Here is a 26,068-nt window from a genome sequence, read left to right on the forward strand (position 1 = left end):
TCTTCACGTGAAAAGTGCTTTCGGACTGGTGCGGACAGGACTCTCGACAAGCCCTATCCTCCCAGCTCGGGGGCACTTTTCTTGTCTAAACGGTCACTCTCGCCCGGCGTCTGATGAAAGCCCGAGGTTAACGCGCGTCCCGGCGTGCGGTGAACCTGACGGCGCAGCTGTAGCAGGCGGCATGAAGGGAGCATAGACGTCCCCTCTCACACTTCACCTGCAGCGTTCGTCCTCGCCTCGCGACTTACGCCCGGCCCGGAGGAACGCGGAGCTGAGCTGATGAGCCGGATGAGGCACTTGTCCACGCGGCGGCACAGGTCTACCCACGCGCGGCGGGAGCGTGATCGCCTCGCCCCTCGACGAGATGGCCGAGCGAGAGCTCAGGAAGATCAAGAAAGGGGCCAAGGGGTCGGGCACGTAGCGGGCACGGTGACCGATGAACCGAACAGGCCCAGAGTCATTGACATGTCAGTGACCTGGGCCGTCGTCGTTGGAGCGGGTGACGGGAATCGAACCCGCGCTGTCAGCTTGGGAAGCTGAAGTTCTACCATTGAACTACACCCGCGTGGGGGCCGGTTGGGGCCGCCATGCTGTGGTCACTGTACCGGATCGTGGGTGCGGGTTGGGTGGGATAGTTTTCTGGCGTGCTGCTCTCCGATCGTGACATCAGGGCCGAGCTCGAGTCTGGGCGGGTGAAGATCGACCCGTATGAGCCGGGGATGGTTCAGCCGTCCAGTGTGGACGTCCGGCTGGACCGGTGGTTCCGGGTGTTCGAGAACCACAAGTATCCGCACATCGACCCGTCCGTGGAGCAGCCGGATCTGACGCGGCTGCTGGAGGTCGAGGCCGAGGAGCCGTTCGTTCTGCATCCCGGCGAGTTCGTGCTGGCTTCGACGTACGAGGTGTTCGGGCTGCCGGACGATCTGGCGGCGCGGCTGGAGGGGAAGAGCTCGCTCGGGCGGCTGGGGCTGCTCACGCACTCCACGGCCGGGTGGATCGACCCGGGGTTCGCGGGGCACGTGACGCTGGAGTTGTCGAACGTGGCGACGCTGCCGATCAAGCTGTGGCCGGGGATGAAGATCGGCCAGATGTGCCTGTTCCGGACGAGTTCGCCGGCCGAGTACCCGTACGGGACGGAGCGGCACGGGTCGCGGTATCAGGACCAGCGGGGGCCGACGCCGTCGCGGTCCTACCTGAACTTCCATCGTACGAAGGTGTAAGACGTGCTCGATTCGTGACCTCAACGTGACGAAACGCACCGAAAGATGAAACATGTTCTCTGAACGGGTAGTTTCGGGCGACGCACTGGTTTGGCGTCTGGTTGACGTCCTCTTTGGATGAGGTGGTCACGTCCGGGCGCCTGGACGGATAGGGCGACCCGTTTCCGCGCCTCAACCGGCCGTGGGAACCCGAGAGGAGATCGTGTCAGTACTCCGCGCGGAAAGCGTCACCAAGCTCTTCGGCCGTAAGTCGGCCGAGGCACAACGGAAACTCAAGGCGGGAGCCGACGCGAAAGCGATCCGGGACCTCGGCGTCACCGCGGCCGTGGTGGACGCCACGTTCGAGGTCCAGGAGGGCGAGATCTTCGTCGTCATGGGCCTGTCGGGGTCCGGGAAGTCGACACTGATCCGAACGCTGAACGGGCTGCTGGGGGTCACCTCCGGGAGCGTCGAGATCGATGGCGAGGACATCGCGAAGATGTCGCCGAAGGCGTTGCGGACGATTCGGCAGAACAAGATCAGTATGGTCTTCCAGCACTTCGCGCTCTTCCCCCACCGGACGGTTCTCGCGAACGCCGCATATGCGCTCGAGGTCCGCGGTGTTCCGAAGGAGGAACGAGAGAAGACGGCCCGAGAGTTCCTGGGACTCGTCGGTCTCGAAGGCTGGGAGGACAAGGTTCCCGGTCAGCTGTCCGGCGGAATGAAGCAGCGCGTGGGGCTTGCCCGCGCGCTCGCGTCGGGCACCGACATCATCCTGATGGACGAGGCGTTCAGCGCGCTGGACCCGCTGATCCGCCGTGAGGTGCAGGACCTCCTGCTGGATCTGCAGGGACAGTTCGGCAAGACGATCGTCTTCATCACCCACGACCTGAACGAGGCCATGCGCATCGGCGACCGCATCGCGGTGATGCGGGAGGGCCGGATCGTGCAGATCGGTACGGCCGAGGAGATCCTCACGGATCCGGCCAACGACTACGTCGCGCAGTTCGTGGCGGACGTGGACCGTACCAGGGTCCTGACGGCGGCCTCGGTCATGGAGAAGCCGCTGGTCACGGTGCTGTCGACGACGGGTCCGCGGACGGCGCTGCGCACGATGCGGGAGGCGCAGACCTCTGCGGCGTTCGTGATCGGCCGTGACCGCAAGCTGGTCGGTCGGGTCCGCGCCACGGTCATCGCGGACGCGGTGCAGGACAACGTCCAGAAGCTCGACGGTCTCATCGACCCCGAGGACCCGGAGCCCGTGGCGCCCGACACGCCGGTCGCGGACCTGTTCATCAGGTGCGCCGAGAGCGATCTGCCGGTGCCGGTCGCGGACGAGGACGGGACGCTGATCGGCGTGATCCCGCGGGTGACGCTGCTGGCGGCGCTCGGGGCGATCAACACGCATGTCGACGAGGTCATCGACGAACCGGAGCTGGCACTGACGAAGGAGGGCAGTGGCGTTGACGACTAACACGCTCGCCATCGAGCTGCCCCGGGTCGAGGTCGGCGAATGGTTCGACGGCGTGGTGACCTGGTGCACCGACAACCTGGGGTGGCTGTTCGACGGGATCGGGACGGCGATCGACTCGTCGGTCGAGGGACTGACGAGCGGGCTGACGGCCCTGCCGCCGATGGTGCTGGCGCTGCTGCTGGCCGTGGTGGCCCTGCTGATCAGCGGCTGGAAGCTCGGCGTGTTCACGATCCTCGGCTTCGCGCTGATCGACAGCATGGAGCTGTGGGAAGACTCGATGGACTCCCTCGCCCTGGTGATCGTGGCGGCGGTGGTGTCGACGTTCTTGTCGGTCCCCATCGGCATAGCCGCGGCCCGCAACGACGTGGTGAGTCGTATCGTCCGTCCGATCCTGGACTTCATGCAGACGATGCCGGCGTTCGTCTATCTGATCCCGGCGATCTTCTTCTTCAGCATCGGGGCGGTCCCGGGCGTCGTCGCGACGGTGATCTTCTCGATGCCGCCGGGGGTCCGGCTGACCGAGCTCGGCATCCGCGGCGTCGACCCGGAGATGGTCGAGGCGGGCGAGGCGTTCGGCACGCCGCCGAACCGGATCCTGACCCGCATCCAGATTCCGCTCGCGATGCCGTCGATCATGGCGGGCATCAACCAGCTGATCATGCTGTCGCTGTCGATGGTCGTCATCGCGGGCATGGTCGGCGCCGGCGGTCTCGGCGGAGTGGTGCTGGAGGGCATCAACCGGGTGGACGTCGCCACGGGCTTCGAGGGCGGCATCGCGGTGGTGATCCTGGCCATCTACCTGGACCGGCTCACCGGTGCCCTCGGAAACGGCCCCAGCATGCTGCGCATGCTGTTCACGCGCGGCAGGAACGGCCGCGCGACCCCCACCCCGACGACGGACAAGGCGGCCGGTAAGACGGCCGACCCGGAACCCGAGCTCGTCGGCTGACGAACCCCCCGCTCCCCCCTATCCCCTCACTATGCAAGCCAACGAAAGGACGGGAATGCGCTTCAAGTTCAAGGGTCTGGCCATCGCGGCCGCGCTCTCGCTGACACTGGGGGCGGGCGCGGTAGCGTGCGGCGACTCCGACTCCGGCTCCGGCGGCGGAGAGACCGACAAGAACATCACCATCGGCATGGTCTCGGGCTGGGCCGAGGGCGAGACCGTGACGGCGCTTTGGAAGAAGCTGCTGACCGACAAGGGCTACACCGTCGATGTGAAGACCCTCGACACCGGACCGCTCTACGCCGGCATGTCGAAGGGCGACGTCGACCTGTTCCTCGACTCCTGGCTGCCCGGCACCCACGAGGACTACTGGAAGCAGTACGGCGACAAGCTGGAGAAGGTCGGCGCCTGGTATGACTCGGCGCCGCTGACCATCGCGGTGCCGGAGTACTCGCCCCTGAAGTCGCTTGAGGACCTCAAGGGCAAGGGCGGCGAGTACGACGGCAAGATCGTCGGCATCGAGAAGAGCTCCGGCCTGTACCGGGTGTCGCAGGAGGAGATGCTCCCCGCGTACGGCCTGGAGGACGAGTTCACGGTCACGACGTCCTCGACGGCGGCCATGCTCGCCGAGCTGAAGAAGGCGACGGACGCCAAGGAGAACATCATCGTCACGCTGTGGCGTCCGCACCTGGCGTACACGCAGTACCCCATCCGGGACCTGGAAGACCCGAAGGGCGCCATGGGCAAGCCTGACGGCATCTACACGGTCGCCCGTGAGGGCTTCGGCGAGGACCAGCCGGATGTCACCAGCTGGCTGAAGAAGTTCAAGATGAACGACGAGCAGCTCGGGACTCTCGAGGACCTGCTGACGAACAAGCACAAGGACAACCCCGACCAGGCCGTGACCGAGTGGTTGAAGACCAACCCCGAGGTCCAGGCTCTGACGGGCTGATCCCCTTCGGGGACGTTCGTTCCAAGCGGCAGAGGGCCGTCCGGTCATCCGGACGGCCCTCTGCCTTCCCGGCGTCAGGGCGTCCGGACGGCACTCCGCCTTCCCGGCGTCCGGACGGTACTCCGCCTTCCCGGTGCCCGCTCCGCCGTCCTGGCGTCAGCCTGCGAGGCCGACGATGAACAGGACCGCGGTCAGCCCCAGCCCAGTGGCGGCCAGCGTCATCACGCGGGGGTGGACGCTGTGCGCCTCGGGCAGGATCTCGGCGGCGGACAGGTAGAGCAGGACGCCCGCGAAGAGCCCGAGGTACGGCCCGAGGACGGCGTCCGGCACCTTCACGAGCGTCCCCAGCGCGGCCCCGGCGATCGGGGCGAGGGCGTCGGCGAACAGGAGCGCGACGGCGGGACGGCGGTCGCCGCGGTTCAGTGACGCGGCCGTGACGGTGTTGAACCCGTCCGCGAAGTCGTGCGCGATCACGGCGAGCGCCACGAAGATCCCCACCTCGGTTCCGGACTGGAAGCCGAGGCCGATGCTGATGCCGTCCATCAGGCTGTGCGCGACCAGCGCGGACGCGGCGAGCAGTCCCGCCGACCCGCCGCCGCCTTGCCCGTGGGCGTGGGCGTGCACGTGCGGGGCGTACTCGTGCTCGTGGGCCCGGTGTATCGCCACGGCCTGCTCCACGACATGGAGCAGCAGGAATCCGGCCGCGAAGCCGATCATGGGCAGGGGGACGCCGAACGGTGAGTGCCGCGTCATCTCCAGCGACTCGGGGATCAGGTCGAACGCGACGACCCCGAGCATCAGGCCGCCGGCCAGCCCGAGGACCAGGTGCCGGTTGTCGCGCACCTTCATCGCGGCGAGGCCCCCGACGAGAGTCATCAGGAACGCGAGGAGAGACACGAGCACGGCCATCCCTGGGTCCTACCAGGGTGGACCCACCGCAACCCCGTCTCGGCGCTCTGAACGCCGCACGGGCCCGTTGCGGACGCGCGGCATCCCCGAGGCGGCCCCGCGACGGCCCCCGCGGCGCTGTCCGAGGCCCTGGACGACGAGAAGGACCCCCGGCCATGGCGGTGGCCGGGGGTCCTTCCTTTCGTGCATCGTCCGCTATTCGGCGGCGACGGGCTCCTTCTCCTGCGAGCCGGGCGGGTTGGCCTCGCCCTTGATGGAGCGGATCAGGAGCTGGGAGACGTCGACGACCTCCAGGGACTCCTTGGCGTCGCCGGCGTTCTTCTTCTCGTTGATGGCGTCGCCCAGCATGACCAGGCAGAACGGGCAGGCGGTGGAGACGGTGTCGGGGTTGGTCTCCAGCGCCTCGTCCACGCGCTCGGTGTTGATGCGCTTGCCGATGCGCTCTTCCATCCACATCCGCGCGCCGCCGGCGCCGCAGCAGAAGCCGCGGTCCTTGTGCCGGTGCATCTCCTGGGTCTTGACGCCGGGGACGGTCGCCATGATGTCGCGCGGCTGCTTGTAGACCTTGTTGTGGCGGCCCAGGAAGCAGGGGTCGTGGTAGGTGATGCTCTCCTCGATCGGCGTGACCGGGGTGAGCCTGCCCTCCTCGACCAGGTGCGCGAGCAGCTGGGTGTGGTGGACGACCTCGTAGTTCCCGCCGATCTGCGGGTACTCGTTGGCCAGGGTGTTGAAGCAGTGCGGGCAGGTCGCGACGATCTTCTTGGCGCCCGCGTCGTTCAGCGTCTCGACGTTCTGCTGGCCGAGCATCTGGAACACGAACTCCATGCCCAGGCGGCGGGCCGGGTCACCGGTGCACGCCTCCATCGGCCCCAGCACGGCGAACTTCACGCCCGCGATGTGCAGCAGCTCGGCGACCGCCTTGGTGGTCTTCTTGGCCCGGTCCTCCAGCGCGCCCGCGCAGCCGACCCAGAACAGGTACTCGGTCTCCTCGGGCAGCTTGTCGTCGACGACCTCGACCTCGAAGTCCAGCTCCTCGATCCATTCGAGGCGCTTGGTCTCCGACATGCCCCACGGGTTGCCCTTGTTCTCCAGGTTCTTCAGCATCACGCCGGCCTCGGACGGGAACGAGGACTCGATCATGACCTGGAAGCGGCGCATGTCCAGGATGTGGTCGATGTGCTCGATGTCGACCGGGCACTGCTCCACGCACGCACCGCAGTTGGTGCACGACCACAGCACGTCGGGGTGGATGACGCCGTCGTCGGCGACGAGCTCCTTGTCCACCTGCATGGCGGCCTTCTGCTCGTCGGTGAACTTCGCCTTCGCCTCGTCCGAGGCGACCATGTAGGGCGCCTTGGCGAGTGCGTGGTCACGCAGCTCAAGCACGAGCATCTTCGGCGACAGCGGCTTGCCGGTGTTCCAGGCGGGGCACTGCGACTGGCAGCGGCCGCACTCGGTGCAGGTCGCCATGTCGAGGAGGCCCTTCCAGGTGAAGTCCTCGATCTTGCCGCGGCCGAAGGTGTCCTCGTCGGGGTCGGCCTCCTCGAAGTCGAGCGGCTTGCCGCCCGACATCATCGGCTGCGCGGCGCCCATGCCGTCCGGGCTGCGCTTGAACATCACGTTCAGCGGGGCCAGGAAGATGTGCAGGTGCTTGGAGTGCACGACGAAGACCAGGAAGACCAGCGCGACGCCGATGTGCAGCAGCAGCCCGGCCGACTCCAGGACCTCCAGGGTGCTGTCGCTCATGCCCTCGAACAGGTTGCCGGTCAGGTGCGAGAAGTAGGCGGCCCCGTTGTATCCGAAGTTGCCGCGGGCGACCTCGACGCCGCGGAAGAAGAACATCGTCCAGATCACGTTGAAGATCATGAACAGTGTGATCCACGCGCCGGACAGGTGCGAGCCCTTGAACCGCGACTGGCGGCCGAGCCGCTTGGGCGAGTCCTTGAAACGGATCGCGGTGAATACGATCAGCCCGGCCAGGGCGGCCAGCGCGATCGTGTCCTGCACGAACCCGATCGGACCCCAGGTCTGCAGGCCCGGAATGTGCGCGTCGAGCCCGAACAGCAGCTGGACGCCCGCCTCCCCGTAGACGGTCGCCAGCAGGAAGAACGCCCACATCACCGCGAAGTGCGCGGCGCCGGCCACGGTCCACTTCAGCAGCTTGCGCTGCCCGAAGACCTCCACGGCCTGGCCCTCGACGGCCTTCCGGGGCTCACGCTTGACCTGCAGCGTCCGCTCGGGATCGGGCTGGCCGCTCTTGGCGATCTGGTACAGGAACAGCACCCGCCGACCGGCGACCGCCAGAGCGACCGCCGTACCGGCGAGCCCAATGACCAACGTGATCCAGAACACTGTTCCGTCCTCCTGGGGTACGGGCGATGGCAGTCAGCGTAGGGCTCGCGTCGGACTGCGCTTCATCCGGGGCCCGAATACTACTCGGTAGTAGCTTATGCGTCACATACGCAGGTCAGTTCACGGTACGGCCAACCGGAGACCCATTCGTGCACCGCCTCGGGGTTACGTCATCCCCCACACCTTATGAATTCCGCGTGTTCGATGAGTATCGGGCTCGATGAGTATCGGGAGGTTGCCGAGTCCGTATCAGTGGGCGGGAGCCGTTCGGCGGCGTTCCCGGCCCGCTACGCCACTCGTCCCACGGAGGAATCCCAGATGACCTCGATGCCCGACCTCACGCCCGCCGCCCGGCGGATGGCCGGCCTGCTCGCCGGCGTCCGCGACTACCAGCTCACCGCGCCGACGCCGTGCGCGGACATGTCGCTCGCCGCCCTCATCGACCACGTCGGCGGGCTGACCCAGGCCTTCACGTGGGCCGCCTCGAAGAGCTTCCCGGACGGGGCGTCGCAGCCGCCGTCCGCCGACGCGTCCAGCCTGGCGCCGGGCTGGCGCACCCGCATTCCCGAACAGCTCGACGCACTCGCCGCCGCCTGGCGCTCTCCCGACGCCTGGCAGGGCATGACCGAGGCCGGCGGCCTGCAGCTGCCCGGCGAGGACGCCGGCCATGTCGCGATGAACGAGCTGGTCGTGCACGGCTGGGACGTCGCCCGCGCCAGCGGCCAGCCCTACGACGTCGGCGAGGACGAGATCGACGCCTGCCTCGCCTTCGTCGCGCCGACCGTCGAGCAGAGCGGCGGCAAGGGCGTCGAGGGCCTGTTCGGCCCCGCCGTCGAGATCCCCGGCGGCGCTTCGCCGCTCGACCGCCTCATGGCCCTGACCGGCCGCGACCCCTCCTGGGCCGCCCCGGAGGGATGACCTGGGCGAGTCCTCGATCGGGCCGGCGCACCGGGAAGCAAGAAGCGGGCAGCGGGAGGTGGGAGGTTTTACCTGAGTCGCCTAGCCCCTGATCTCCCGTTTTGTGACGATTACAGGGAGGCGCGGGATCCGAGGGGGGAAGACATGGCCGACACCGCCGCAACACCGCAATGGCATGTCGTCGGCGACTGGTTCGACGTCTGCAAATGCACCATCCCGTGCCCGTGCACCTACGCGCAGCCTCCCACCTCCGGGGACTGTGACGGCGTGCTCGCATGGCACATCCGCGAAGGGCGATACGGGGACGTCGCACTCGACGGCCTCAACGTCGTGATGCTGGGCTCATTCGTGGGGAACGCGTGGGGCGAGCACTCCGACGCCTACGCGGCCGTCTTCATGGACGAGCGCGCCGACGATCCCCAGCGCGAAGCGCTCGGGAAGATCTTCGGCGGAGAGGCCGGGGGCTGGCCCGCCCAGTTCGTGGAGATGTTCGGTCCCGAGATGCGGGGACTCGAATACTCGCCCGTCACGATCTCGGTCGACGAGGACCTCGCCACATGGAACGCGGAGGTTCCCGGCCGGGTCGTGGCGAGGGCCGAGGCCCTCACCGGCCCCACGGCCCCCGAGGGGGCACGGGTGCAGACGATCAACCCGCCCGGTTCCGAAACCGGTCCCGGGCAGGTCGCCACCTGGGGCCGGGCCCTCACCGACCAGGTCGACGCCTACGGGTTCGAATGGGACTGGGAAGGCCGCTCCAGCAAGCACATCCCGTTCGACTGGAGCGGACCCGGGTGAGTGCGCCGGTGCGGACGCGGCAGCGGAGACCCGCCGCCCGGCCCGCGCCCCACGAGGTCGTGTTCGTCGCGGTCCTCGTCATCATCTCCGTGATCGCGTGGCTGGCGGTGCACCACCTGGCCACACCGGGCATGCGCGCCGGGATCCTGACCGGCGGCGCCCGCCCCGGCCACGCCGATGACGGGATGCCGGGGATGCGGATGGACCACTCCATGAGCGCGGGGCTGTTCCTCGGCACCTGGTTCGTGATGATGGCGGCGATGATGCTCCCCGCGGTGACACCGGTGATCGTCCGGATCGACCGGCTGCTGCGCCGGCGGGGCAGGGCGCGCACGACGGCGTACCTGCTGACGGCCGGTTACCTGGCCGTCTGGGCGGCCGCGGGGGTGGCGGCGTACGGCCTGTTCACGCTCTTCCAGTCGACGGTGGCGGCAGGCGGCTCGCCGGCCGCCGTGCGCGCGGGCGCCGTGGTGCTGTTGCTCGCGGGCGCCTACCAGCTCACCCCGCTGAAGCGGGCATGCCTGCGCCAGTGCCGTTCACCGCTCGCCGTCGTCGTCCGCCATGGAGAGCGGATCACGGCGAGCCCTTCGGGCGCGCTCCTCGTCGGCGTCCGCCACGGAGCCTTCTGCCTGGGATGCTGCTGGGCGCTGATGGCCGTGCTGCTCGCCGCGGGGATGATGAGCCTTGTCTGGATGGGGATCATCGCCGCCGTCGTCCTCGTGGAGAAGGTCTGGCGGTACGGGGATCTGGTGAGCCGGCCGCTGGGCGGCGCGATGATCGCCCTCGGCCTGGTCCTGGTCGCCGCCCCCGGCCTGGCGCCCGCCCTGACCTAGACCCTCTCGAAGACCGCGGCGAGGCCCTGGCCGCCGCCGATGCACATCGTCTCGAGGCCGTAGCGGACCTCGCGGCGCTCCATCTCGCGGGCGAGCGTCGCGAGGATGCGGGCGCCGGTCGCGCCGACGGGGTGACCGAGGGAGATGCCGGAGCCGTTGACGTTGACGCGGTCCCAGTCGGCGTCCTTGAGGTCCCACTCACGGGTGACGGCGAGGACCTGCGCGGCGAACGCCTCGTTCAGCTCGATGAGGTCGATGTCGGCGAGGGCCAGGCCGGCCCGCTCCAGGGCCTTGGCGGTGGCCGGAACCGGCCCGATGCCCATCGTGCGGGGCGGCACGCCGGCGCGGGCCCACGACACGAGCCGGACGAGGGGCCGCAGGCCCAGCTCGGCGGCGCGCTCGGGGGTGGTGACGACGCAGGCGGCGGCCGCGTCGTTCTGGCCGCTGGCGTTGCCCGCGGTGACGGTGGCCTGGTCGTCGGACCTGCCGAGGACGGGACGCAGCTTCGCCAGCCCCTCGACCGTCGTGTCCGGACGCGGGTGCTCGTCGGTGTCGACGACCGTGTCGCCCTTACGCGACCGGACGGTCACCGGGACGATCTCCTCGGCGAACGTCCCCGACTTCTGGGCGGCGACGGCGCGCTGGTGGGAACGCACGGACAGCTCGTCCTGCTCCTCGCGCCCGATGCCGTACTCGCGGCGCAGGTTCTCCGCGGTCTCCAACATCCCGCCCGGCACCGGATGGTTGACGCCTCCGGCGGTGACGCGGCCCTGCGCGAGCGCGTCGTGCAGTTGGAGGGACGGGCCGCGGACGCCCCAGCGCGCCTGCGTCGTGTAGAACGGCGCGCCGCTCATGCTCTCCGCACCGCCGGCGATGATCACGTCGCTCACACCGAGCTGGACCTGCATCGCGGCGTCCAGGACGGCCTGGAGCCCGGACCCGCAGCGCCGGTCGATCTGGGTGCCGCCGACCTCGATGGGGAGCCCGGCGTCGAGCGCGGCGACGCGTCCGATGGCGGGGGCGTCGGCCGTGGGGTAGCAGTGGCCGAGGATCACCTCGTCGATCGCGTCGCCGGGCAGCCCGGCGCGTTCGACGAGCGCGCGGATGACGGTGGCGGCGAGCTCGACGGGCGGGACGGCCTTCAGTACCCCGCCGAACCGGCCGATCGGGGTACGCAGCGGCTCGCAGATGACCGCTTCGCGCATGTGTGCTCCTCAGCTCCGGGGTGCGGCGACGCACTCCGAAGGTTACGGCTCGGCCGCGGAGACGACGCCGCCGGGTTTCCGTCCAGTGGAGGACGCCGCAGAAAGGTGAGGTGGGACCTCGGCAGGGGTAGGCACGGGGGCGTTGCCGCTCATCAGGATCTTGGAGGACGCGATGGCGAAGCTGACGATGAAGATGCTCAAGACATTGATCGCCACGGTGGTGGCGCTGACACCGGCTTCGGCTCCGGCGGCCGTCGCGGTGGCCGGGGTGCTGGGGGCCACCGCGGTCATGACGACCGCCTGCGGCGGCGGTGGCGACGAGGACGGCGGTGACGACGACGGGGGCGGCGGCAACGACCAGGAGAACGACGACGGGAACGACGACGGGAACGACGGCGGCAACGACGACGACGGAGGCGACGACTAACCCGAGCCCACAAGGCCGAGGGCACCGGGCCGCGGGCACCGGGAGCGTCGCCCGCCGGCGTCCCCCGCTATCGTGCCGACGGACGCGGGAGTTCCCCGGCGGGCGACGCCGGCCACCAGGCCGGACCCGGGTTCGGCCTGGCCGGCCGTGCGCACCGATGCGCGGCCCACGAGCCAGTCCCCGCCCGCGAGGAGGCCCCCGCGAGGAGGCGAGGAGGCGGCATGGTGGAGCAGGGCGGCGTCGAGCACTGGGCGCGGGACGTACGGACGGTCCGGGTGATCGGCGCTGGGGCGATGGGACGCGGGATCGCGCAGCTCGTGGCGGCGGGCGGGGTGACCGTGGAGATCGCCGACGTGCGGCTGGAGGCGGTGACGGACGCGGTCACCCAGATCTCCGCCATGTTCGACAAGCTCGTCGCCAAGGGCCGGATGCCCGCGGACGACGCGGCGGCGGCGAAGGAGCGGCTGCGCCCGGTCGGTGAGCCGCTCACCCCCTTCCAGGAGTGCGATCTCGTCATCGAGGCCATCCGGGAGGACCTGGAGACGAAGCGGGAGCTGTTCACGGCACTGGAGAAGGTCTGTCCCGAGCACACGATCCTGGCCACCAACACCAGTTCGCTGCCGGTGACGGCGATCGGGGCCGTACTGAACGATCCGTCCAGGGTGGCGGGTCTGCATTTCTTCAACCCGGTGCCGCTGATGCGGTTGGTCGAGGTGATTCCTGGTGCGCGCACGGCCGAGTGGATCCCGGACGCGCTGACCGACCTGGTGAAGCGCCTCGGTCACGAACCCGTGCTCGCGCCAGACGCGCCCGGCTTCCTCGTCAACCACGCTGGGCGCGGCCTGGTGACGGAGGCGTTGCAGATCCTCTCCGAGGGGGCCGCCGAACCCGCCGACATCGACCGCATCGCACGGGACGTCCTCGGCCTGAGAATGGGGCCGTGCGAACTGCTCGACCTCACCGGGATGGACGTGTCGCAGCCGGTGATGGAGTCCATCTGGACGGGCTTCTACACGGAGCCGCGCTTCCGCCCGTCCAGGCTCGGACGGGCACGCGTCGAAGCGGGCCTGTACGGCCGCAAGACAGGCGAGGGCTTCTACAAGTACGTGGACGGCGCCAAGCAAGAGCCACCCGAGATCACTGCCCCGTCCGTGGAGACTCGCCCTGTCTGGGTGCACGGCGACGTCCGTGAAGAGCTTGGGGCGCTGCTTTCGACTTCCGGTGTGGAGGTCGAGTCGGGGGACGAGCCGTCCAGCCAAGCGGTCGTGCTCGTCGCACCGTTGGGGCGGAGCACCGTCGACACAGCCCTAGCCGAGGGTCTTCCCCTAGAGCGCACCTTGGGCGTTGACCCGTTCGGCGGATTCTTCACCCGTCTCACCGTGACCGTGCACCCAGCGCTCGACAAGGACACCGGCCGCGCCTGCCTGGCGGCCCTTGCCGCTACAGGACGAGCCATCACCGTCCTGAGGGACGCCCCGGCGCCCGTCGCCCAGCGCCTTATCGCGTCGATCGTGAACGTCGGCTGCGGCATCGCCGAGCAGCGCCTCGCCCGTCCCGCGGACATCGACACCGCCGTACGGCTGGGCCTCAACTACCCGCGCGGACCGCTGGAGTGGGGCGAGAACGCCGGGGCCGACCGCGTCCTAAGAATCCTGCAAGGCCTGCACACCTCCACCGGCGACCCGCGTTACCGTCCGAGCACCTGGCTGTCCGAACGAGCGGCGCTCGGCCTCCCCCTCACCGAGACCGGCACCACCCCGTCCGACCTCACCCCCTGACGGGCTCCGGCGCGGCCTTCTCCTTCGGACGACCCGAAGCGCGCAGGCCCCCGCCCGGTAGCGGACGAGGGGCCTGGCGGGGACGGGAGCCCCGGTCAGAAGGGGAGTCCGGCGGGCGGCTTCGGCTTGGTGTCGGTCCAGCCCGTGTCGCGGGTCGCCGTGTAGTCGATGACGAACCCGGGTTCACGGTCCTTGTAGGGGCCGCCGGGCTTGGTCAGCACGTACTGCGAGGCCAGCACCTCGCCGGTCTCCTTGTCGAAGACGAGTTCCTTGCGGGCCTTGTACGTGCCCTGCCGCCCGGGCGGTGTGCCGGGCTCGCCAGTGATCTTGATGGTCCTGCTCGCGGACGCCAGCGCGACGCCCTTGCGGCCGAGCGGGTCGACGACCTCACCGATCGCCTCCACGCCCGGCAGCACGGTCGCCGCCCGGATGAGCGCGGCCCGCACCTTCGGCGGAACCGGCGAGTTCCCGATGAGCCCCCCGACCGCACTGAGCTTCGAGTAGGAGTCGTACTCGCGCTCGGGGAGCGGCCCGTGCTTCTTCTCGTGTTCCTTGAGCTTCTCGGGAGACGGCACTCCCAGCGCACGCCACTGCAGGGCCTCGTCGGTGAGGAACCTCTCGGTGAGCTTCTCCGGGTCGGCCGGCAGGTTCTGCAGATCCTCGGTGGTCATCCGGCCGTACCACTCGCCACCACCCGAAGGGTCAAGGTGGTCGACCTCCCACGCCATCTTCTCCCCCGTTTTCAGGGTGAGCCACTTGTCGCCCGACCACACCCTGATCTTCTTCGGGGACCCGGCCTTCTTCCACGCCGCCGCGTCCTGCGGCGTCTGCGGCCGGGCCGGGATCATGCGCCAGGCGCTGCCCGTGGCCGAGCCGGGCTCGGCCCCGGCCCACCTGAAGCTCTCCATGTGCGCACCGACCATCACGTACGACCCCGTGCCGGCCTGCACGACGTACGACTGGCCGCCGACGTCGTCGGAGAACCAGTAATCGCCGATCTCCTGCTTCGCCGCGTTCTCCGCCGCGACCAGAACGGCCTCTCTGCCGAGGTCCACCTGACCCTGCGTGCCGCCCCCCGCGACACCTCCGCCCGCGGGGGGCGCCCCCGACCCGACCACCGAGATCACGACGGCCGCAGCCGCGCCCGCCGCGGCGAGACCGAGCCCGGTCTTCAGCCACCGGCGGGACGGTGCCCCGGCGCCTCCCGCGCCGGACGGGTTCTCCATCTCACGCCGCAGGCGACGGCGCCCCTCGTCCTCGGCCTGCCGGGTGGGCGGCTCTTCCAGCATTTCCGCGATGGCCTGCATTTCGTCCATGGTCAGTCTCCTTGCGTCTGCGTGAGGGCGTCCCGCAGCTTCCGGCGAGCGCGGTTGAGGCGGGAGCCGACCGTCCCGTAGGGGATGCCGAGCACCGTCGCGATCTCCTCGTGGGTGAGGTCAGCGAGCGCCGTGAGGAGCACGACGTCGCGTTCCTTACGCGACAGTCCCGCCAGCGCGCGCGCCAGGCTCGGCTGCATGCGCGCGGCCGTCACGGCGGCGGCGACGCGGTCGTCATGGGCGTCCGCGTCCCGTTCGACACCGACGCGGGCGAGCGCCTGGTACCGGCGGGTCTCGGCGCGCCGGTGCTGCGCGACCAGGTTCGTCGCGATGCCGTACAGCCAGGCGAGGACGGCGCCTTTGGCGGCGTCGTAGGTGCGGCGGCGGCGGAACGCGGCCAGGAACGTCTCGGCGACGACGTCGTCGGCCGCTTGCGCGCCGAGACGTCCGGCGACGTACCGGTGGATCGCGGGGAAGTACCGGTCGTAGACGTCAGTGAACCGCTCGGGATCGTCCAGGGAAACGCTGACGAGCCGGGCGGGGTCGATCTCGGCGGCGGCTGTCACGCGGCCGGCCGCACATTGGCGTCGGGCATGTCACTCCTCTGGGGGAAAGGGCATCATCGGGTACTCCGTCGCGTCTGCGAATCCCTTTCGCCGACCGCCTTAACGCACGATGCCCTCCGCCCCAAGCCGGGGCGGAGGGCATCGCATGGGAAGGCGGCTTCAGCCAGGGGGTAACGGCAGCGCCCACCCCCGACTGGAAGGCTTAGAAGGGCGGTTTCGCGGGCGGCTTCGGCTTGGTGTCCGTCCATCCCGAGTCGAGGGCCAGGCGGAAGCGGATCACGAATCCGGGTTCGCGGTCGCGGTAGGGGCCGCCGGGCCTCGTCAGCACGGTCTGAACGGCGAGCATCTCCCCGGTCCGCTCATCGAAGACGATCTCCTTGCGGCTGCCGTAGTCGCCGCGTTCCGCGGCGGGCGCGCCCTGCGCGGCGGTGACATGCGTGGTCTTCAGGTCGACGGCCAGCGCGACGCCCTCGCGCCCCAGCGGATCGGTCACGCCGTCGATCGCCTTCACCCCGGGCTGCGCGGCGAGCGCCCGCATGAGGCCGGCCCTGAACGTCGGCGGCATGGGCGAGGTCCGCAGGAGTGCCGCGACCACCGTGAGCTTGTCGAGGGGGGTCACCGAGCGTGGTTCGGGAATCCCGCGCTCCTTCTTGATCTTCTCCTTCTCCTCCGGAGCCCGGAGGTGGAAGTGCAAGAGCCCAGTGGACAGCAGGTCGGCCAGTTCACCGGGGTCGGTCGGCAGCCGCTCGGCCTCCTCGAGGGTCCTGCCGCCCACCCAGCCACCGTCGCCCTTACGAGCGGGTTCCCAGAACCTCCACCGCGTCGCGCTCTGGTCGTAGGTGGAGAGGCGCTCGCCGTCCCAGACCTTGAACTTCGACGGCGACCCGGCCTTCTTCCACAACGCCTCGTCCTGCGCCGTCAGCGGCCTGGACGGCAGGTTCCGGTTGTAGGTGCCCACGCCCGCGCCGGGCTCGGCCCCGACCCGCAGGAAGTATTCCTCCGGGGCGGCGGCGATCGCGTAGTCGCCGGTCTCGGACCGGACGATGAACGACCGTCCCATGGTCCCGTGGTAGAACCAGAAGTTGCCGGTCGGCTGCACCTCCGCCTGTTCCGCCGCCGCCAGGACGGCCTGCTTACCCAGGTCCACGGGGGCCGGAGGGGAGGCGGGCCTCCCCGATCCGGTCGCCGCGATCGCGACGGCGGCGGCAGCCCCTGCGACGACCACGCCGAACCCGGCCTTGAACCTCCACCCGAACCGGGCGCGGCCGGGCGGCGGCTCCCCGAACATCCGGACGCGGGCCTCGGTCACCTCGCGCAGCGTCGGCGGCGCGGGCTCCCCGTAGGCCTCCTTGACCGTCCGCAGCTCATCCATGGTCGTCCTCCAGATCACGCATCGGGTTCGTTCCGCCCAGCGCCTCGCGCACCTTGCGCCTGGCCCGGCTGAGCCGCGAGCCGACCGTCCCGTACGGGATGTCCAGCGCGGCGGCGACCTCCTCGTGGCTCAGCTCGGCGAGCGCGACGAGCAGCAGCACGTCCCGGTCGCCGGCCGGTAGCCCGGCGATCGCACCAGCCAGCCGTCCGCGCAGGCCCTGGGCGCTGACCTGGGCGGTCACCCGGTCCGCAGGCCCGTCGGACGGCCGGTCGGGGCTGAGCCGCGCACGGGCACGCAGCCCGCGGACCTCGCTGCGCCGGTGCTTGCCGATGACGTTCGTCGCGATGCCGTACAGCCAGGTCCGCACGGCCGCCCGGGACGCGTCGTAGCGGGCCCGGCCGCGAAACGCCTCCAGGAACGTCTGCGAGGCGATGTCGGACGCGGCGTCCGGGCCGAGCCGTTTCGCGGCGTACCCGTGGATCTCGGCGAAGTAGGCGTCGAAGATGTCGCCGAAGCGTTCGGGGTCGTCCAGGGACATCCGCAGGACGGCGGAGTCGTCCGCCCGGTCTGGCCCACGGGGCGGGTCCGCGGTGAGGGGTTCCCCTGTCATCTGGTGCCTTTCCGTGGCGTGGACGCCGGTCGCACACGTATCACCCGCATCCCCCGGCGGCTTTCACGGCGTCGTCCTCTCGGCGGACGGGAGCGGCCCGGTCCTCCTCCCAGGGGCCGATCTCTGTTCCGGGGGCCCGATTCTGGGAACCGGAATAGACGGCTCAATCGTCCTGTTGGAGAGAACGGCAGCAAAGTTGAGTCTCTGCGACTCAAGTCATTTGACAACAATGGAACGGCCGGGCAACCTTGCGGACGAGCAACCGAACCGGCCGCACCCCGGGGGCGACCGGGGCGCGATAACGGAAACGACGGAGGACGAGAACATGGCACGTGCGGTCGGCATCGACCTCGGGACGACCAACTCGGTCGTCGCGATTCTGGAGGGCGGCGAGCCCACCGTCATCGCGAACGCGGAGGGGTCGCGGACCACACCGTCCGTCGTCGCGTTCGCCAAGAACGGGGAGGTCCTGGTCGGCGAGGTCGCCAAGCGCCAGGCGGTGACCAACGTCGACCGGACGATCCGGTCGGTCAAGCGCGAGATGGGCACCGACTGGAAGACCAAGATCGACGACAAGGACTTCAACCCGCAGCAGATGAGCGCGTTCGTGCTCCAGAAGCTGAAGCGGGACGCCGAGTCCTACCTGGGCGAGACGGTCACCGACGCGGTCATCACCGTGCCCGCGTACTTCTCCGACCACCAGCGCCAGGCCACCAAGGAGGCCGGCCAGATCGCGGGGCTGAACGTCCTGCGCATCATCAACGAGCCGACCTCGGCGGCGCTGGCCTACCACCTGGAGAAGGAGAACGAGGCCACGATCCTGGTCTTCGACCTGGGCGGCGGCACGTTCGACGTGTCCCTGCTGGAGGTCGGCGACGGCGTGGTCGAGGTCAAGGCCACCAGCGGCGACAACCACCTGGGCGGCGACGACTGGGACCAGAAGGTCGTCGACTGGCTGGTCGAGAAGTTCAAGAACGCCAACGGCGTCGACCTGAGCAAGGACAAGATGGCCCTGCAGCGGCTCCGGGAGGCCGCGGAGAAGGCGAAGATCGAGCTGTCCGGTTCGTCCGAGTCGCAGATCAACCTGCCGTACATCACCGCGTCGGCCGAGGGCCCGCTGCACCTGGACGAGAAGCTCACCCGGGCCGAGTTCCAGCGGATGACCTCCGACCTGCTCGACCGGACCAAGGCGCCGTTCCACTCGGTGCTGAAGGACGCCGACATCAGCCTCGACAAGATCGACCAGGTCGTCCTGGTCGGCGGCTCGACCCGGATGCCCGCGGTGTCCGAGCTGGTCAAGGAGCTGACCGGCGGCAAGGAGCCGAACAAGGGCGTCAACCCGGACGAGGTCGTCGCGATCGGCGCCAGCCTCCAGGGCGGCGTGCTCAAGGGCGAGGTCAAGGACGTCCTCCTGCTGGACGTGACCCCGCTGAGCCTCGGCATCGAGACCAAGGGCGGCATCTTCACCAAGATCATCGAGCGGAACACCACGATCCCGACCAAGCGGTCGGAGACGTTCACCACCGCCGACGACAACCAGCCGTCCGTGGAGATCCAGGTCTACCAGGGCGAGCGCGAGATCGCCGCGTACAACAAGAAGCTCGGCACGTTCCAGCTCACCGGTCTGCCCCCGGCGCCGCGCGGCGTCCCGCAGATCGAGGTCACCTTCGACATCGACGCCAACGGCATCGTGAACGTCAGCGCGAAGGACCAGGGCACCGGCCGCGAGCAGTCGATGGTCATCACCGGCGGCAGCGCGCTGCCGAAGGACGACATCGAGAAGATGATGCGCGACGCCGAGGACTACGCCGAGGAGGACCGCAAGCGCCGCGAGGAGGCCGAGGTCCGCAACCAGGCCGACACGCTCGCGTACTCGACCGAGAAGTTCCTGCGGGAGAACGACGAGAAGGTCCCCGAGGAGATGAAGACCGAGGTCAACGACGCGGTCGCCGAGGTCAAGAAGGCCCTGGAGGGCACCGACGTCGACGCGATCAAGGGCAGCGCCGAGAAGCTGGCGCAGGTCAGCCAGAAGATGGGCGCGGCGATGTACGCGCAGAACCCCGAGGGCGCGCAGCAGCAGCCGGGCGGCGAGGACGCCGGCCCGACCGCCGGCGACCAGGGCGGCGACCAGCAGGACGACGAGGTCGTCGACGCCGAGATCGTGGACGAGGACAAGCCGAAGGGTGATGCATCGTGACGTCCTCCCCTGACGAGGGCGAGGAGAAGGAGGGCCCGGTGATCCGCGACAAGCGGCGCATCGATCCCGAAACGGGGGAAGTCCGGGAGCAGGCGGCGGCGCCGCCTGCCCCGGAGGCCCCGGCCAACGGGGGCGCCAAGGTCGACACCGAGGAGGTCTCCTCGCTACAGACCCAGCTGTCGGAGCGTCTCGCAGACCTCCAGCGGCTCAAGGCCGAGTACGACAACTATCGAAGGCGGGTCGAGCGCGACCGGGTCGCGGTCCGCGAGCAGGCCCTCGGGCAGGTGCTGTCCGAGCTGCTCCCGGTCCTGGACGACATCGGCCGTGCCCGTGACCACGACGAGCTCACCGGCGGCTTCAAGTCCGTCGCCGAGAGCCTGGAGGCGGTCACCGGCAAGCTCGGCCTGGTGAGGTACGGCGAGAAGGGCGAGCCCTTCGACCCGACCGTGCACGAGGCGCTCATGCACTCCCTCTCACCCGAGGTGACGGAGACGAGTGTGGTGGACGTCCTCCAGCCCGGTTACCGCATCGGCGAGCGGATCCTGCGGGCCGCGCGCGTCGCGGTGGCCGACCCCGACCCGGACGCCGCCGGGAAGCCGGACGGCGGCGAGGCGGGCGACGACGGTGAATGATCCCCTGGGCCCGTCCCGGCCAGGACGGCCGGGCCGGGCCCCGCGGGGGCACGTGAAGACATGCGGCAAGTGGCGATAGCAGAAGGCGGGGCGCCGTGAGCACCAAGGACTACCTGGAGAAGGACTACTACAAGGTCCTCGGTGTCGCGAAGACGGCCTCGCAGGAGGAGATCAAGAAGTCCTACCGGAAGCTGGCCCGCAAGTACCACCCCGACACCAACAAGGGCGACGCCGAGGCGGAGGACCGCTTCAAGGAGGTCTCCGAGGCCTACGACGTCCTGTCGGACGACAAGCGCCGCAAGGAGTACGACTCGGTGCGGTCCATGCCGGGCGGTTTCCGCGGCCAGCAGGGCGGCGGCTTCCCGTTCGACTTCGGCGACCTGTTCGGGCAGCAGGGAGGCGGCACCGGGACGCAGACCGGCGGCACCGGGGAACGCATCGGCGACCTGTTCGGCGGCCTGTTCGGCCGCGGCGGCGGCACCCGCACGACGGGGACGACACGGCGCGGCAGGCGCGGCGCGGACGTCGAGACCGAGGTGACGCTGTCGTTCGGCCGCGCGATGAACGGCGTGACCGTGCCGATCAAGCTGACCAGCGAGGCCGCCTGCAACGGCTGCCGGGGGACCGGCGCGAAGGCGGGCACCGTGCCGCGGGTGTGCCCGAGCTGCGAGGGCACCGGGCACGAGACCCGCAACCTCGGCAACTTCGGCTTCCAGGAGCCGTGCCGGGAGTGCCGCGGCCGCGGCCTCGTCGTGGACGACCCGTGCCCGATCTGCAACGGCAGCGGGCGCGCCACCGGCACCCGCACGATCCAGGCGCGGATCCCGGCGGGCGTCGCCGACGGCCAGAAGATCAGGCTCAAGGGCAAGGGCGCGCCGGGCGAGAACGGCGGCCAGCAGGGCGACCTGTACGTCAACATCAAGGTGAAGCCGCACCCGGTGTTCGGCCGCGCCGCCGACAACCTCACGGCGACGGTCCCGGTGACGTTCCCGGAGGCGGCGCTGGGCGCGGAGATCAAGGTGCCGACGTTCCAGGGGCAGCCCGTCACGCTGCGCCTGCCGGAGGGCACGCCGAACGGCCGCACGTTCCGGGTGAAGGGCCGCGGCGCCACCCGCCGCGACGGCACCAAGGGCGACCTGCTCGTCACGGTCGACGTCCAGGTCCCGCAGAAGCTCGACGACCAGGCGCGGGAGGCGCTCGTCCGGCTGCGCGAGGCGGGCACCGGCGACGACCTGCGCGCCGAACTCCTCCAGCAGGCCAAGCAGGAGTGAGGGCATGGACCCGTTCGGTGACGACACTCCGGTTTATGTGATCTCGGTGGCGGCGCAGCTGTCCGGGCTGCATCCGCAGACGCTGCGGACCTACGACCGGATGGGGCTGGTGTCCCCCGGCCGGTCGCCGGGACGGGGCCGCCGCTACTCGATGCGCGACATCGTGATGCTCCGCGAGATCCAGCGGCTCTCGCAGGAGGAGGGCATCAACCTTTCCGGCATCAAGCACATCCTGGAGCTGCAGCGCGACAACGTGCGGCTCCGCGAGGAGCTCGGCAAGGCGCACGCGGCGCTGGAGGAGCTCGCCAACGAACTCGAATCGACCCGTTCCGTCGCCGCGCGGCTGGCGCAGCAGCGGCGGCACGGGGAACAAGGTGGTACTCCCGGCTCTGACCTGGTGCCCATCAGGCACACGAGCGTTGTGGTCTGGCACGAGCGCGACCGGGACTAGGAATCCACGGGGACTGGGGACATGGACTACAAGCTGACGCAGAAGAGTCAGGAGGCGGTGTCGGTCGCGGTCCGGAGGGCCGCGGCCGAGGGACACCCCGAGGTGGAGCCGCAGCACCTGCTGGTGGCGCTGATCGGCCTGGCGGACGGGACGGCGGTGCCGCTGCTGGAGGCCGTCGGCGCGGACTGGCAGGCGATCAGGCGGCAGGCCGAGGAGCAGCTCGCCGCCAAGCCGAAGGCGCAGGGCTCGACGGTGGCGACGCCGCGGCTGTCGGGGCAGCTCCAGCGGTCGATCAACACGGCGGCGAACCGGGCGAAGCAGCTGGAGGACGACTACGTCTCGACCGAGCATCTGCTGGTCGGGCTGGCCGCCGACGGCGGCCCGGCGGCGGGGCTGCTGAAGGAGTTCGGCGCCACGCCGAAGGCGCTGCTGGACGCGTTCGAGAAGGTGCGCGGGCACGCCCGGGTCACCAGCGAGAACCCGGAGGGCACCTACCAGTCGCTGGAGAAGTACGGCGTCGACCTGACGGCGGCGGCCCGCGACGGGCGGCTCGACCCGGTGATCGGGCGCGACCCGGAGATCCGCCGGGTCGTGCAGGTGCTGTCGCGGCGGACGAAGAACAACCCGGTGCTGATCGGTGAGCCCGGCGTCGGCAAGACGGCCGTCGTGGAGGGCCTGGCGCAGCGCATCGTCGCGGGGGACGTCCCCGAGTCGCTGCGCGGCAAGAAGCTCGTCTCGCTGGATCTGTCCGCGATGGTCGCGGGCGCGAAGTACCGCGGCGAGTTCGAGGAGCGGCTGAAGGCCGTCCTGCACGAGATCAAGGAGAGCGAAGGGCAGATCGTCACGTTCATCGACGAGCTGCACACCGTCGTCGGGGCGGGCGCGGCCGAGGGCGCGATGGACGCCGGCAACATGCTGAAGCCGATGCTGGCCCGCGGCGAACTCCGCATGATCGGCGCGACGACGCTGGACGAGTACCGCGAGCGGATCGAGAAGGACGCCGCGCTGGAGCGCCGGTTCCAGCAGGTGTTCGTCGGCGAGCCGACGGTCGAGGACACGATCGCGATCCTGCGCGGGCTGAAGGGCCGCTACGAGGCGCACCACAAGGTGCAGATCAACGACTCGGCGCTGGTGTCGGCGGCGGCGCTGTCGGACCGCTACATCACGTCCCGGTACCTGCCGGACAAGGCGATCGACCTGGTCGACGAGGCCGCGTCCCGCCTCCGCATGGAGATCGACTCCCGGCCGGTGGAGATCGACGAGCTGCAGCGCAACGTCGACCGGCTCAAGATGGAGGAGATGAACCTCTCCAAGGAGACCGACGAGGCGTCCCGGCAGCGGCTCGACCGGCTCCGCGCCGACCTGGCCGACAAGCAGGAGCATCTGACGGGTCTCGTCGCGCGCTGGGACAAGGAGAAGGCGAGCCTGAACCGCGTCGGCGCGATCAAGGAGCGGATCGACCAGCTCCACGGCGAGGCGGAGCGCGCCCAGCGCGACGGCGACCTGGAGACGTCCGCGCGGCTCACCTACGGCGAGATCCCCGAGCTGGAGAAGCAGCTGGAGGAGGCCTCCGAGGCCGCCGAGAACCGTGACGCGATGGTCAAGGAGGAGGTCGGCCCGGACGACGTCGCCGATGTGGTCGCGTCCTGGACGGGCATCCCCGCCGGGCGCCTCCTCGAAGGCGAGACGGCGAAGCTGCTGCGCATGGAGGACGAGCTGGGCAGGCGCCTCATCGGGCAGGCCGCGGCCGTCCGCACGGTGTCGGACGCGGTCCGCCGCGCCCGCGCGGGCATCTCCGACCCGGACCGTCCGACCGGCTCGTTCCTGTTCCTCGGCCCGACCGGCGTCGGGAAGACGGAGCTGGCGAAGGCGCTCGCGGAGTTCCTGTTCGACGAGGAGCGGGCGATCACCCGCATCGACATGAGCGAGTACTCCGAGAAGCACAGCGTGGCCCGGCTCGTCGGCGCCCCGCCCGGATACGTCGGCTACGAGGAGGGCGGGCAGCTCACCGAGGCCGTCCGGCGCCGCCCGTACTCGGCGGTGCTGCTGGACGAGGTGGAGAAGGCGCACCCCGAGGTGTTCGACATCCTCCTCCAGGTCCTCGACGACGGCCGCCTGACCGACGGGCAGGGCCGCACGGTCGACTTCCGCAACACGATCCTGATCCTCACGTCCAACATCGGGTCGCAGTTCCTCGTCGACCCGACGCTGGAGAACGGCGCGAAGCGCGAGGCGGTCTGGAACGCCGTCCGGAACTCGTTCAAGCCGGAGTTCCTCAACCGCCTGGACGACGTCATCCTGTTCGACGCGCTGTCCACCGCCGAGCTGACGAAGATCGTGGACCTCCAGGTCGACCAGCTCGCCGAGCGGCTCGCGGAGCGGCAGCTCACGCTGAACGTGTCGGACGCGGCCCGCGAGTGGCTGGCCCTGACCGGCTACGACCCGCTGTACGGGGCACGCCCTCTGCGCCGCCTCGTGCAGACGGCGATCGGCGACCAGCTGGCCCGCGAACTGCTCTCCGGCGAAGTCCGCGACGGCGACGAGGTCGTCGTGGACCTGGACGAGGCCGCCGACAAGCTGACCGTAGCCCCCGCACAGGGCCTCACCCTCACGAAATAGCCGCGGCACCCTCCCGCGGGCGGCCGATCACGCCGCCCGCGGGTCTGTCGGCTCGACGGGCACGCGCCGATGAGTTACGGCGTCCGGGACGGTCTTCACTTCTGGAGGATGTCACTCCGGAGAGCCGGACCGAAGGTCGGCGGGGTCGCCGACCGGCGAGGGGAGATGTATGGGCAAGGTCGCCTGGGGATTCACGTGCTCGATCGACGGCTTCATCGCCGGACCCGGCCACGACATGAGCTGGATGTCCGCCGGGGAGCCGCTGGCCGAGGGCACCACGGAGCGTATGGCGGGAGACGTCGCAGTGATCATCTCCGGCCGGGCGGGTTACGACGCGGCGAAGGCTCAGCAGGACGAGCGGGACGAGACGACCTCCGCCGCCTACGGCGGCGCATGGTCCGGGACCGAGTTCATCCTGACCCACCGCCCGGAGGAACTCGCCGACGACCCGGCCGTCGTCCCGCTGAACTGCGACATCGTGGAGGCGGTCCGTCGCGCCCAGGAGATCGCCGGCGACAGGGACGTGCAGATCATCAGCGCCGACATCGCCCGGCAGGCGCTCGAACACGACCTCATCGACGAGTTGCAGGTCTTCGTCGCCCCGGTCTTCCTCGGCGACGGCACCCGCATCTTCGACGTCCCCGGTGGGCGCCGGATCGACTGGGAGCTGGTCGAGATCTACGAGGACAGTCCGCGTAGCTTCGGACGGACCTACCGCCCAAAGGGACGCTAGCCGCTGGCCCCACTGCGGGCCGCGCGTGGCCTCGGAGCCGGCGCGCGACGATCGGTCCGGGGCTCACGTTCACGTATGCGCCCGCCGCCCCCGGCCCGGCCCCGGGGACGGCGGGCACGCCTGTGTCAGACCTCCAGGTTTTCCTCGATGTCGCGGAGGCGGTGGCGGGCCAGGGCGAGGTTGGCACGGTTCCGGTCGAGGGCGATGTAGAGGAACAGGCCCTTGCCCTTGCGCCCGGTCACCGGGCGGATGATGTGGTACTGGCTGGAGATGCTGATGAGGATGTCCTCGATCTCCTCCTTGATTCCGAGCTGCTCCATCGTGCGGAGCTTCGCGCGGACGACCTCGGTGTTGCCGGCGGCGGCGACCTGGAGGTCGAGGGCCTTGGAGCTGCCGAGCTGGCCCAGCGCCATCCCGCTGTTGTAGTCGACGACGGCGACGCCGATCGCCCCGTCGATCGTCATCATGTCCTTCAGCGCGAGATCCAGGTTGGACATCGTGCTCCCCTTTCGG

Annotated in this window: 23 protein-coding genes and 1 tRNA gene; 15 read left to right on the plus strand and 9 right to left on the minus strand. The window is 70.0% G+C overall.

Annotated elements, in window-relative coordinates; translation table 11 throughout:
- Positions 1–491 precede the first annotated feature (491 nt).
- Positions 492–565 (minus strand) — tRNA-Gly (locus E1285_RS21085).
- Positions 566–644: 79 nt separating this feature from the next.
- Here E1285_RS21085 and dcd point away from each other — a divergent pair.
- From dcd to E1285_RS21105, 4 genes are all read left to right on the plus strand, one after another.
- Positions 645–1,220 (plus strand): dCTP deaminase, encoded by a 576-nt coding sequence (gene dcd, locus E1285_RS21090; RefSeq protein ID WP_132154644.1) that lies wholly within the window; start codon positions 645–647, stop codon positions 1,218–1,220.
- A gap of 202 nt (positions 1,221–1,422) precedes the next feature.
- Positions 1,423–2,673, plus strand: coding sequence for a glycine betaine/L-proline ABC transporter ATP-binding protein (locus E1285_RS21095; protein ID WP_132154646.1), 1,251 nt, complete (start codon positions 1,423–1,425; stop codon positions 2,671–2,673).
- Positions 2,663–3,622 carry an ABC transporter permease subunit gene (locus E1285_RS21100; RefSeq protein ID WP_132154689.1) on the plus strand — a complete coding sequence of 320 codons (960 nt, stop codon included), beginning with the start codon at positions 2,663–2,665 and terminating at the stop codon, positions 3,620–3,622. The genes E1285_RS21095 and E1285_RS21100 overlap by 11 nt, the downstream gene beginning before the upstream one ends.
- Positions 3,623–3,677: 55 nt before the next feature.
- On the plus strand, positions 3,678–4,571 hold the full coding sequence (locus tag E1285_RS21105) for a glycine betaine ABC transporter substrate-binding protein (RefSeq protein WP_132154648.1): 894 nt from the start codon (positions 3,678–3,680) through the stop codon (positions 4,569–4,571).
- A gap of 156 nt (positions 4,572–4,727) precedes the next feature.
- On the opposite strand, the gene E1285_RS21110 is transcribed toward E1285_RS21105, so the two are convergent.
- On the minus strand, positions 4,728–5,480 hold the full coding sequence (locus E1285_RS21110; protein WP_132154650.1) for a ZIP family metal transporter: 753 nt from the start codon (positions 5,478–5,480) through the stop codon (positions 4,728–4,730).
- Positions 5,481–5,675: 195 nt separating this feature from the next.
- Complete coding sequence (locus tag E1285_RS21115; protein WP_165966692.1) at positions 5,676–7,832, minus strand: (Fe-S)-binding protein; 2,157 nt, start codon at positions 7,830–7,832, stop codon at positions 5,676–5,678.
- Between the two features lie 318 nt (positions 7,833–8,150).
- Here E1285_RS21115 and E1285_RS21120 point away from each other — a divergent pair, with 318 nt between their 5' ends.
- The 3 genes from E1285_RS21120 to E1285_RS21130 all read left to right on the plus strand — a co-directional run bounded on the left by E1285_RS21120 (position 8,151) and on the right by E1285_RS21130 (position 10,378).
- Positions 8,151–8,750, plus strand: coding sequence for a TIGR03086 family metal-binding protein (locus tag E1285_RS21120; RefSeq protein ID WP_132154652.1), 600 nt, complete (start codon positions 8,151–8,153; stop codon positions 8,748–8,750).
- A 144-nt stretch (positions 8,751–8,894) separates the two neighbouring features.
- On the plus strand, positions 8,895–9,545 hold the full coding sequence (locus tag E1285_RS21125) for a DUF1326 domain-containing protein (RefSeq protein ID WP_132154654.1): 651 nt from the start codon (positions 8,895–8,897) through the stop codon (positions 9,543–9,545).
- Positions 9,542–10,378: a DUF2182 domain-containing protein gene (locus tag E1285_RS21130; RefSeq protein ID WP_207946704.1), complete on the plus strand. Its 837-nt coding sequence runs from the start codon at positions 9,542–9,544 to the stop codon at positions 10,376–10,378. The genes E1285_RS21125 and E1285_RS21130 overlap by 4 nt, the downstream gene beginning before the upstream one ends.
- On the opposite strand, the gene E1285_RS21135 is transcribed toward E1285_RS21130, so the two are convergent.
- Positions 10,375–11,583: an acetyl-CoA C-acetyltransferase gene (locus E1285_RS21135; RefSeq protein ID WP_132154658.1), complete on the minus strand. Its 1,209-nt coding sequence runs from the start codon at positions 11,581–11,583 to the stop codon at positions 10,375–10,377. The genes E1285_RS21130 and E1285_RS21135 overlap by 4 nt on opposite strands.
- Positions 11,584–11,755: 172 nt before the next feature.
- On the opposite strand from E1285_RS21135, the gene E1285_RS21140 reads away from it, so the two are divergent.
- Positions 11,756–12,010: a hypothetical protein gene (locus tag E1285_RS21140; protein ID WP_207946705.1), complete on the plus strand. Its 255-nt coding sequence runs from the start codon at positions 11,756–11,758 to the stop codon at positions 12,008–12,010.
- A 221-nt stretch (positions 12,011–12,231) separates the two neighbouring features.
- Positions 12,232–13,788 carry a 3-hydroxyacyl-CoA dehydrogenase gene (locus E1285_RS21145; RefSeq protein WP_132154660.1) on the plus strand — a complete coding sequence of 519 codons (1,557 nt, stop codon included), beginning with the start codon at positions 12,232–12,234 and terminating at the stop codon, positions 13,786–13,788.
- 95 nt (positions 13,789–13,883) lie between these two features.
- Here the strand turns inward: E1285_RS21145 and E1285_RS21150 are convergent, their stop codons facing one another.
- The 4 genes from E1285_RS21150 to E1285_RS21165 form a co-directional block, all read right to left on the minus strand.
- Positions 13,884–15,104 carry a CU044_5270 family protein gene (locus E1285_RS21150; RefSeq protein ID WP_132154662.1) on the minus strand — a complete coding sequence of 407 codons (1,221 nt, stop codon included), beginning with the start codon at positions 15,102–15,104 and terminating at the stop codon, positions 13,884–13,886.
- A 2-nt stretch (positions 15,105–15,106) separates the two neighbouring features.
- Positions 15,107–15,670 carry an RNA polymerase sigma factor gene (locus tag E1285_RS21155; RefSeq protein WP_207946706.1) on the minus strand — a complete coding sequence of 188 codons (564 nt, stop codon included), beginning with the start codon at positions 15,668–15,670 and terminating at the stop codon, positions 15,107–15,109.
- Between the two features lie 202 nt (positions 15,671–15,872).
- Complete coding sequence (locus tag E1285_RS21160; protein ID WP_132154664.1) at positions 15,873–17,042, minus strand: hypothetical protein; 1,170 nt, start codon at positions 17,040–17,042, stop codon at positions 15,873–15,875.
- A complete protein-coding gene (locus E1285_RS21165; RefSeq protein ID WP_347814091.1) occupies positions 17,035–17,652 on the minus strand; it encodes an RNA polymerase sigma factor in 618 nt (205 codons plus the stop codon). The genes E1285_RS21160 and E1285_RS21165 overlap by 8 nt, the downstream gene beginning before the upstream one ends.
- A 325-nt stretch (positions 17,653–17,977) precedes the next feature.
- On the opposite strand from E1285_RS21165, the gene dnaK reads away from it, so the two are divergent.
- The 6 genes from dnaK to E1285_RS21195 all read left to right on the plus strand — a co-directional run bounded on the left by dnaK (position 17,978) and on the right by E1285_RS21195 (position 25,555).
- Positions 17,978–19,849 carry a molecular chaperone DnaK gene (dnaK, locus tag E1285_RS21170; RefSeq protein WP_132154666.1) on the plus strand — a complete coding sequence of 624 codons (1,872 nt, stop codon included), beginning with the start codon at positions 17,978–17,980 and terminating at the stop codon, positions 19,847–19,849.
- On the plus strand, positions 19,843–20,481 hold the full coding sequence (grpE, locus tag E1285_RS21175; protein ID WP_132154668.1) for a nucleotide exchange factor GrpE: 639 nt from the start codon (positions 19,843–19,845) through the stop codon (positions 20,479–20,481). The genes dnaK and grpE overlap by 7 nt, the downstream gene beginning before the upstream one ends.
- A gap of 95 nt (positions 20,482–20,576) precedes the next feature.
- Positions 20,577–21,752: a molecular chaperone DnaJ gene (dnaJ, locus tag E1285_RS21180; protein ID WP_132154670.1), complete on the plus strand. Its 1,176-nt coding sequence runs from the start codon at positions 20,577–20,579 to the stop codon at positions 21,750–21,752.
- Positions 21,753–21,756: 4 nt separating this feature from the next.
- Complete coding sequence (locus E1285_RS21185; protein ID WP_132154672.1) at positions 21,757–22,203, plus strand: helix-turn-helix transcriptional regulator; 447 nt, start codon at positions 21,757–21,759, stop codon at positions 22,201–22,203.
- 21 nt (positions 22,204–22,224) lie between these two features.
- Entirely contained in the window at positions 22,225–24,822 is a 2,598-nt protein-coding gene (gene clpB / locus E1285_RS21190; protein WP_132154674.1) for an ATP-dependent chaperone ClpB, read from the plus strand.
- Positions 24,823–24,991: 169 nt separating this feature from the next.
- Positions 24,992–25,555, plus strand: coding sequence for a dihydrofolate reductase family protein (locus E1285_RS21195; protein ID WP_132154676.1), 564 nt, complete (start codon positions 24,992–24,994; stop codon positions 25,553–25,555).
- 125 nt (positions 25,556–25,680) lie between these two features.
- Here the strand turns inward: E1285_RS21195 and E1285_RS21200 are convergent, their stop codons facing one another.
- A complete protein-coding gene (locus tag E1285_RS21200; protein WP_132154678.1) occupies positions 25,681–26,052 on the minus strand; it encodes a hypothetical protein in 372 nt (123 codons plus the stop codon).
- Positions 26,053–26,068 lie beyond the last annotated feature (16 nt).

The sequence above is a fragment of the Actinomadura sp. 7K507 genome (assembly GCF_004348425.1).
In the GTDB taxonomy this organism is placed as follows: Bacteria; Actinomycetota; Actinomycetes; order Streptosporangiales; family Streptosporangiaceae; genus Spirillospora.

Excerpts from the sequence above, each read along its gene's own strand:
- E1285_RS21105 (WP_132154648.1), top strand. The coding sequence starts at position 3,678 with ATGCGCTTCAAGTTCAAGGGTCTGGCCATCGCGGCCGCGCTCTCGCTG.
- E1285_RS21110 (WP_132154650.1), bottom strand. The coding sequence starts at position 5,480 with ATGGCCGTGCTCGTGTCTCTCCTCGCGTTCCTGATGACTCTCGTCGGG.
- E1285_RS21120 (WP_132154652.1), top strand. The coding sequence starts at position 8,151 with ATGACCTCGATGCCCGACCTCACGCCCGCCGCCCGGCGGATGGCCGGC.
- E1285_RS21125 (WP_132154654.1), top strand. The coding sequence starts at position 8,895 with ATGGCCGACACCGCCGCAACACCGCAATGGCATGTCGTCGGCGACTGG.
- E1285_RS21135 (WP_132154658.1), bottom strand. The coding sequence starts at position 11,583 with ATGCGCGAAGCGGTCATCTGCGAGCCGCTGCGTACCCCGATCGGCCGG.
- E1285_RS21140 (WP_207946705.1), top strand. The coding sequence starts at position 11,756 with ATGGCGAAGCTGACGATGAAGATGCTCAAGACATTGATCGCCACGGTG.
- E1285_RS21145 (WP_132154660.1), top strand. The coding sequence starts at position 12,232 with ATGGTGGAGCAGGGCGGCGTCGAGCACTGGGCGCGGGACGTACGGACG.
- E1285_RS21150 (WP_132154662.1), bottom strand. The coding sequence starts at position 15,104 with ATGGACGAAATGCAGGCCATCGCGGAAATGCTGGAAGAGCCGCCCACC.
- E1285_RS21160 (WP_132154664.1), bottom strand. The coding sequence starts at position 17,042 with ATGGATGAGCTGCGGACGGTCAAGGAGGCCTACGGGGAGCCCGCGCCG.
- E1285_RS21165 (WP_347814091.1), bottom strand. The coding sequence starts at position 17,652 with ATGACAGGGGAACCCCTCACCGCGGACCCGCCCCGTGGGCCAGACCGG.
- dnaK (WP_132154666.1), top strand. The coding sequence starts at position 17,978 with ATGGCACGTGCGGTCGGCATCGACCTCGGGACGACCAACTCGGTCGTC.
- E1285_RS21185 (WP_132154672.1), top strand. The coding sequence starts at position 21,757 with ATGGACCCGTTCGGTGACGACACTCCGGTTTATGTGATCTCGGTGGCG.
- clpB (WP_132154674.1), top strand. The coding sequence starts at position 22,225 with ATGGACTACAAGCTGACGCAGAAGAGTCAGGAGGCGGTGTCGGTCGCG.
- E1285_RS21195 (WP_132154676.1), top strand. The coding sequence starts at position 24,992 with ATGGGCAAGGTCGCCTGGGGATTCACGTGCTCGATCGACGGCTTCATC.
- E1285_RS21200 (WP_132154678.1), bottom strand. The coding sequence starts at position 26,052 with ATGTCCAACCTGGATCTCGCGCTGAAGGACATGATGACGATCGACGGG.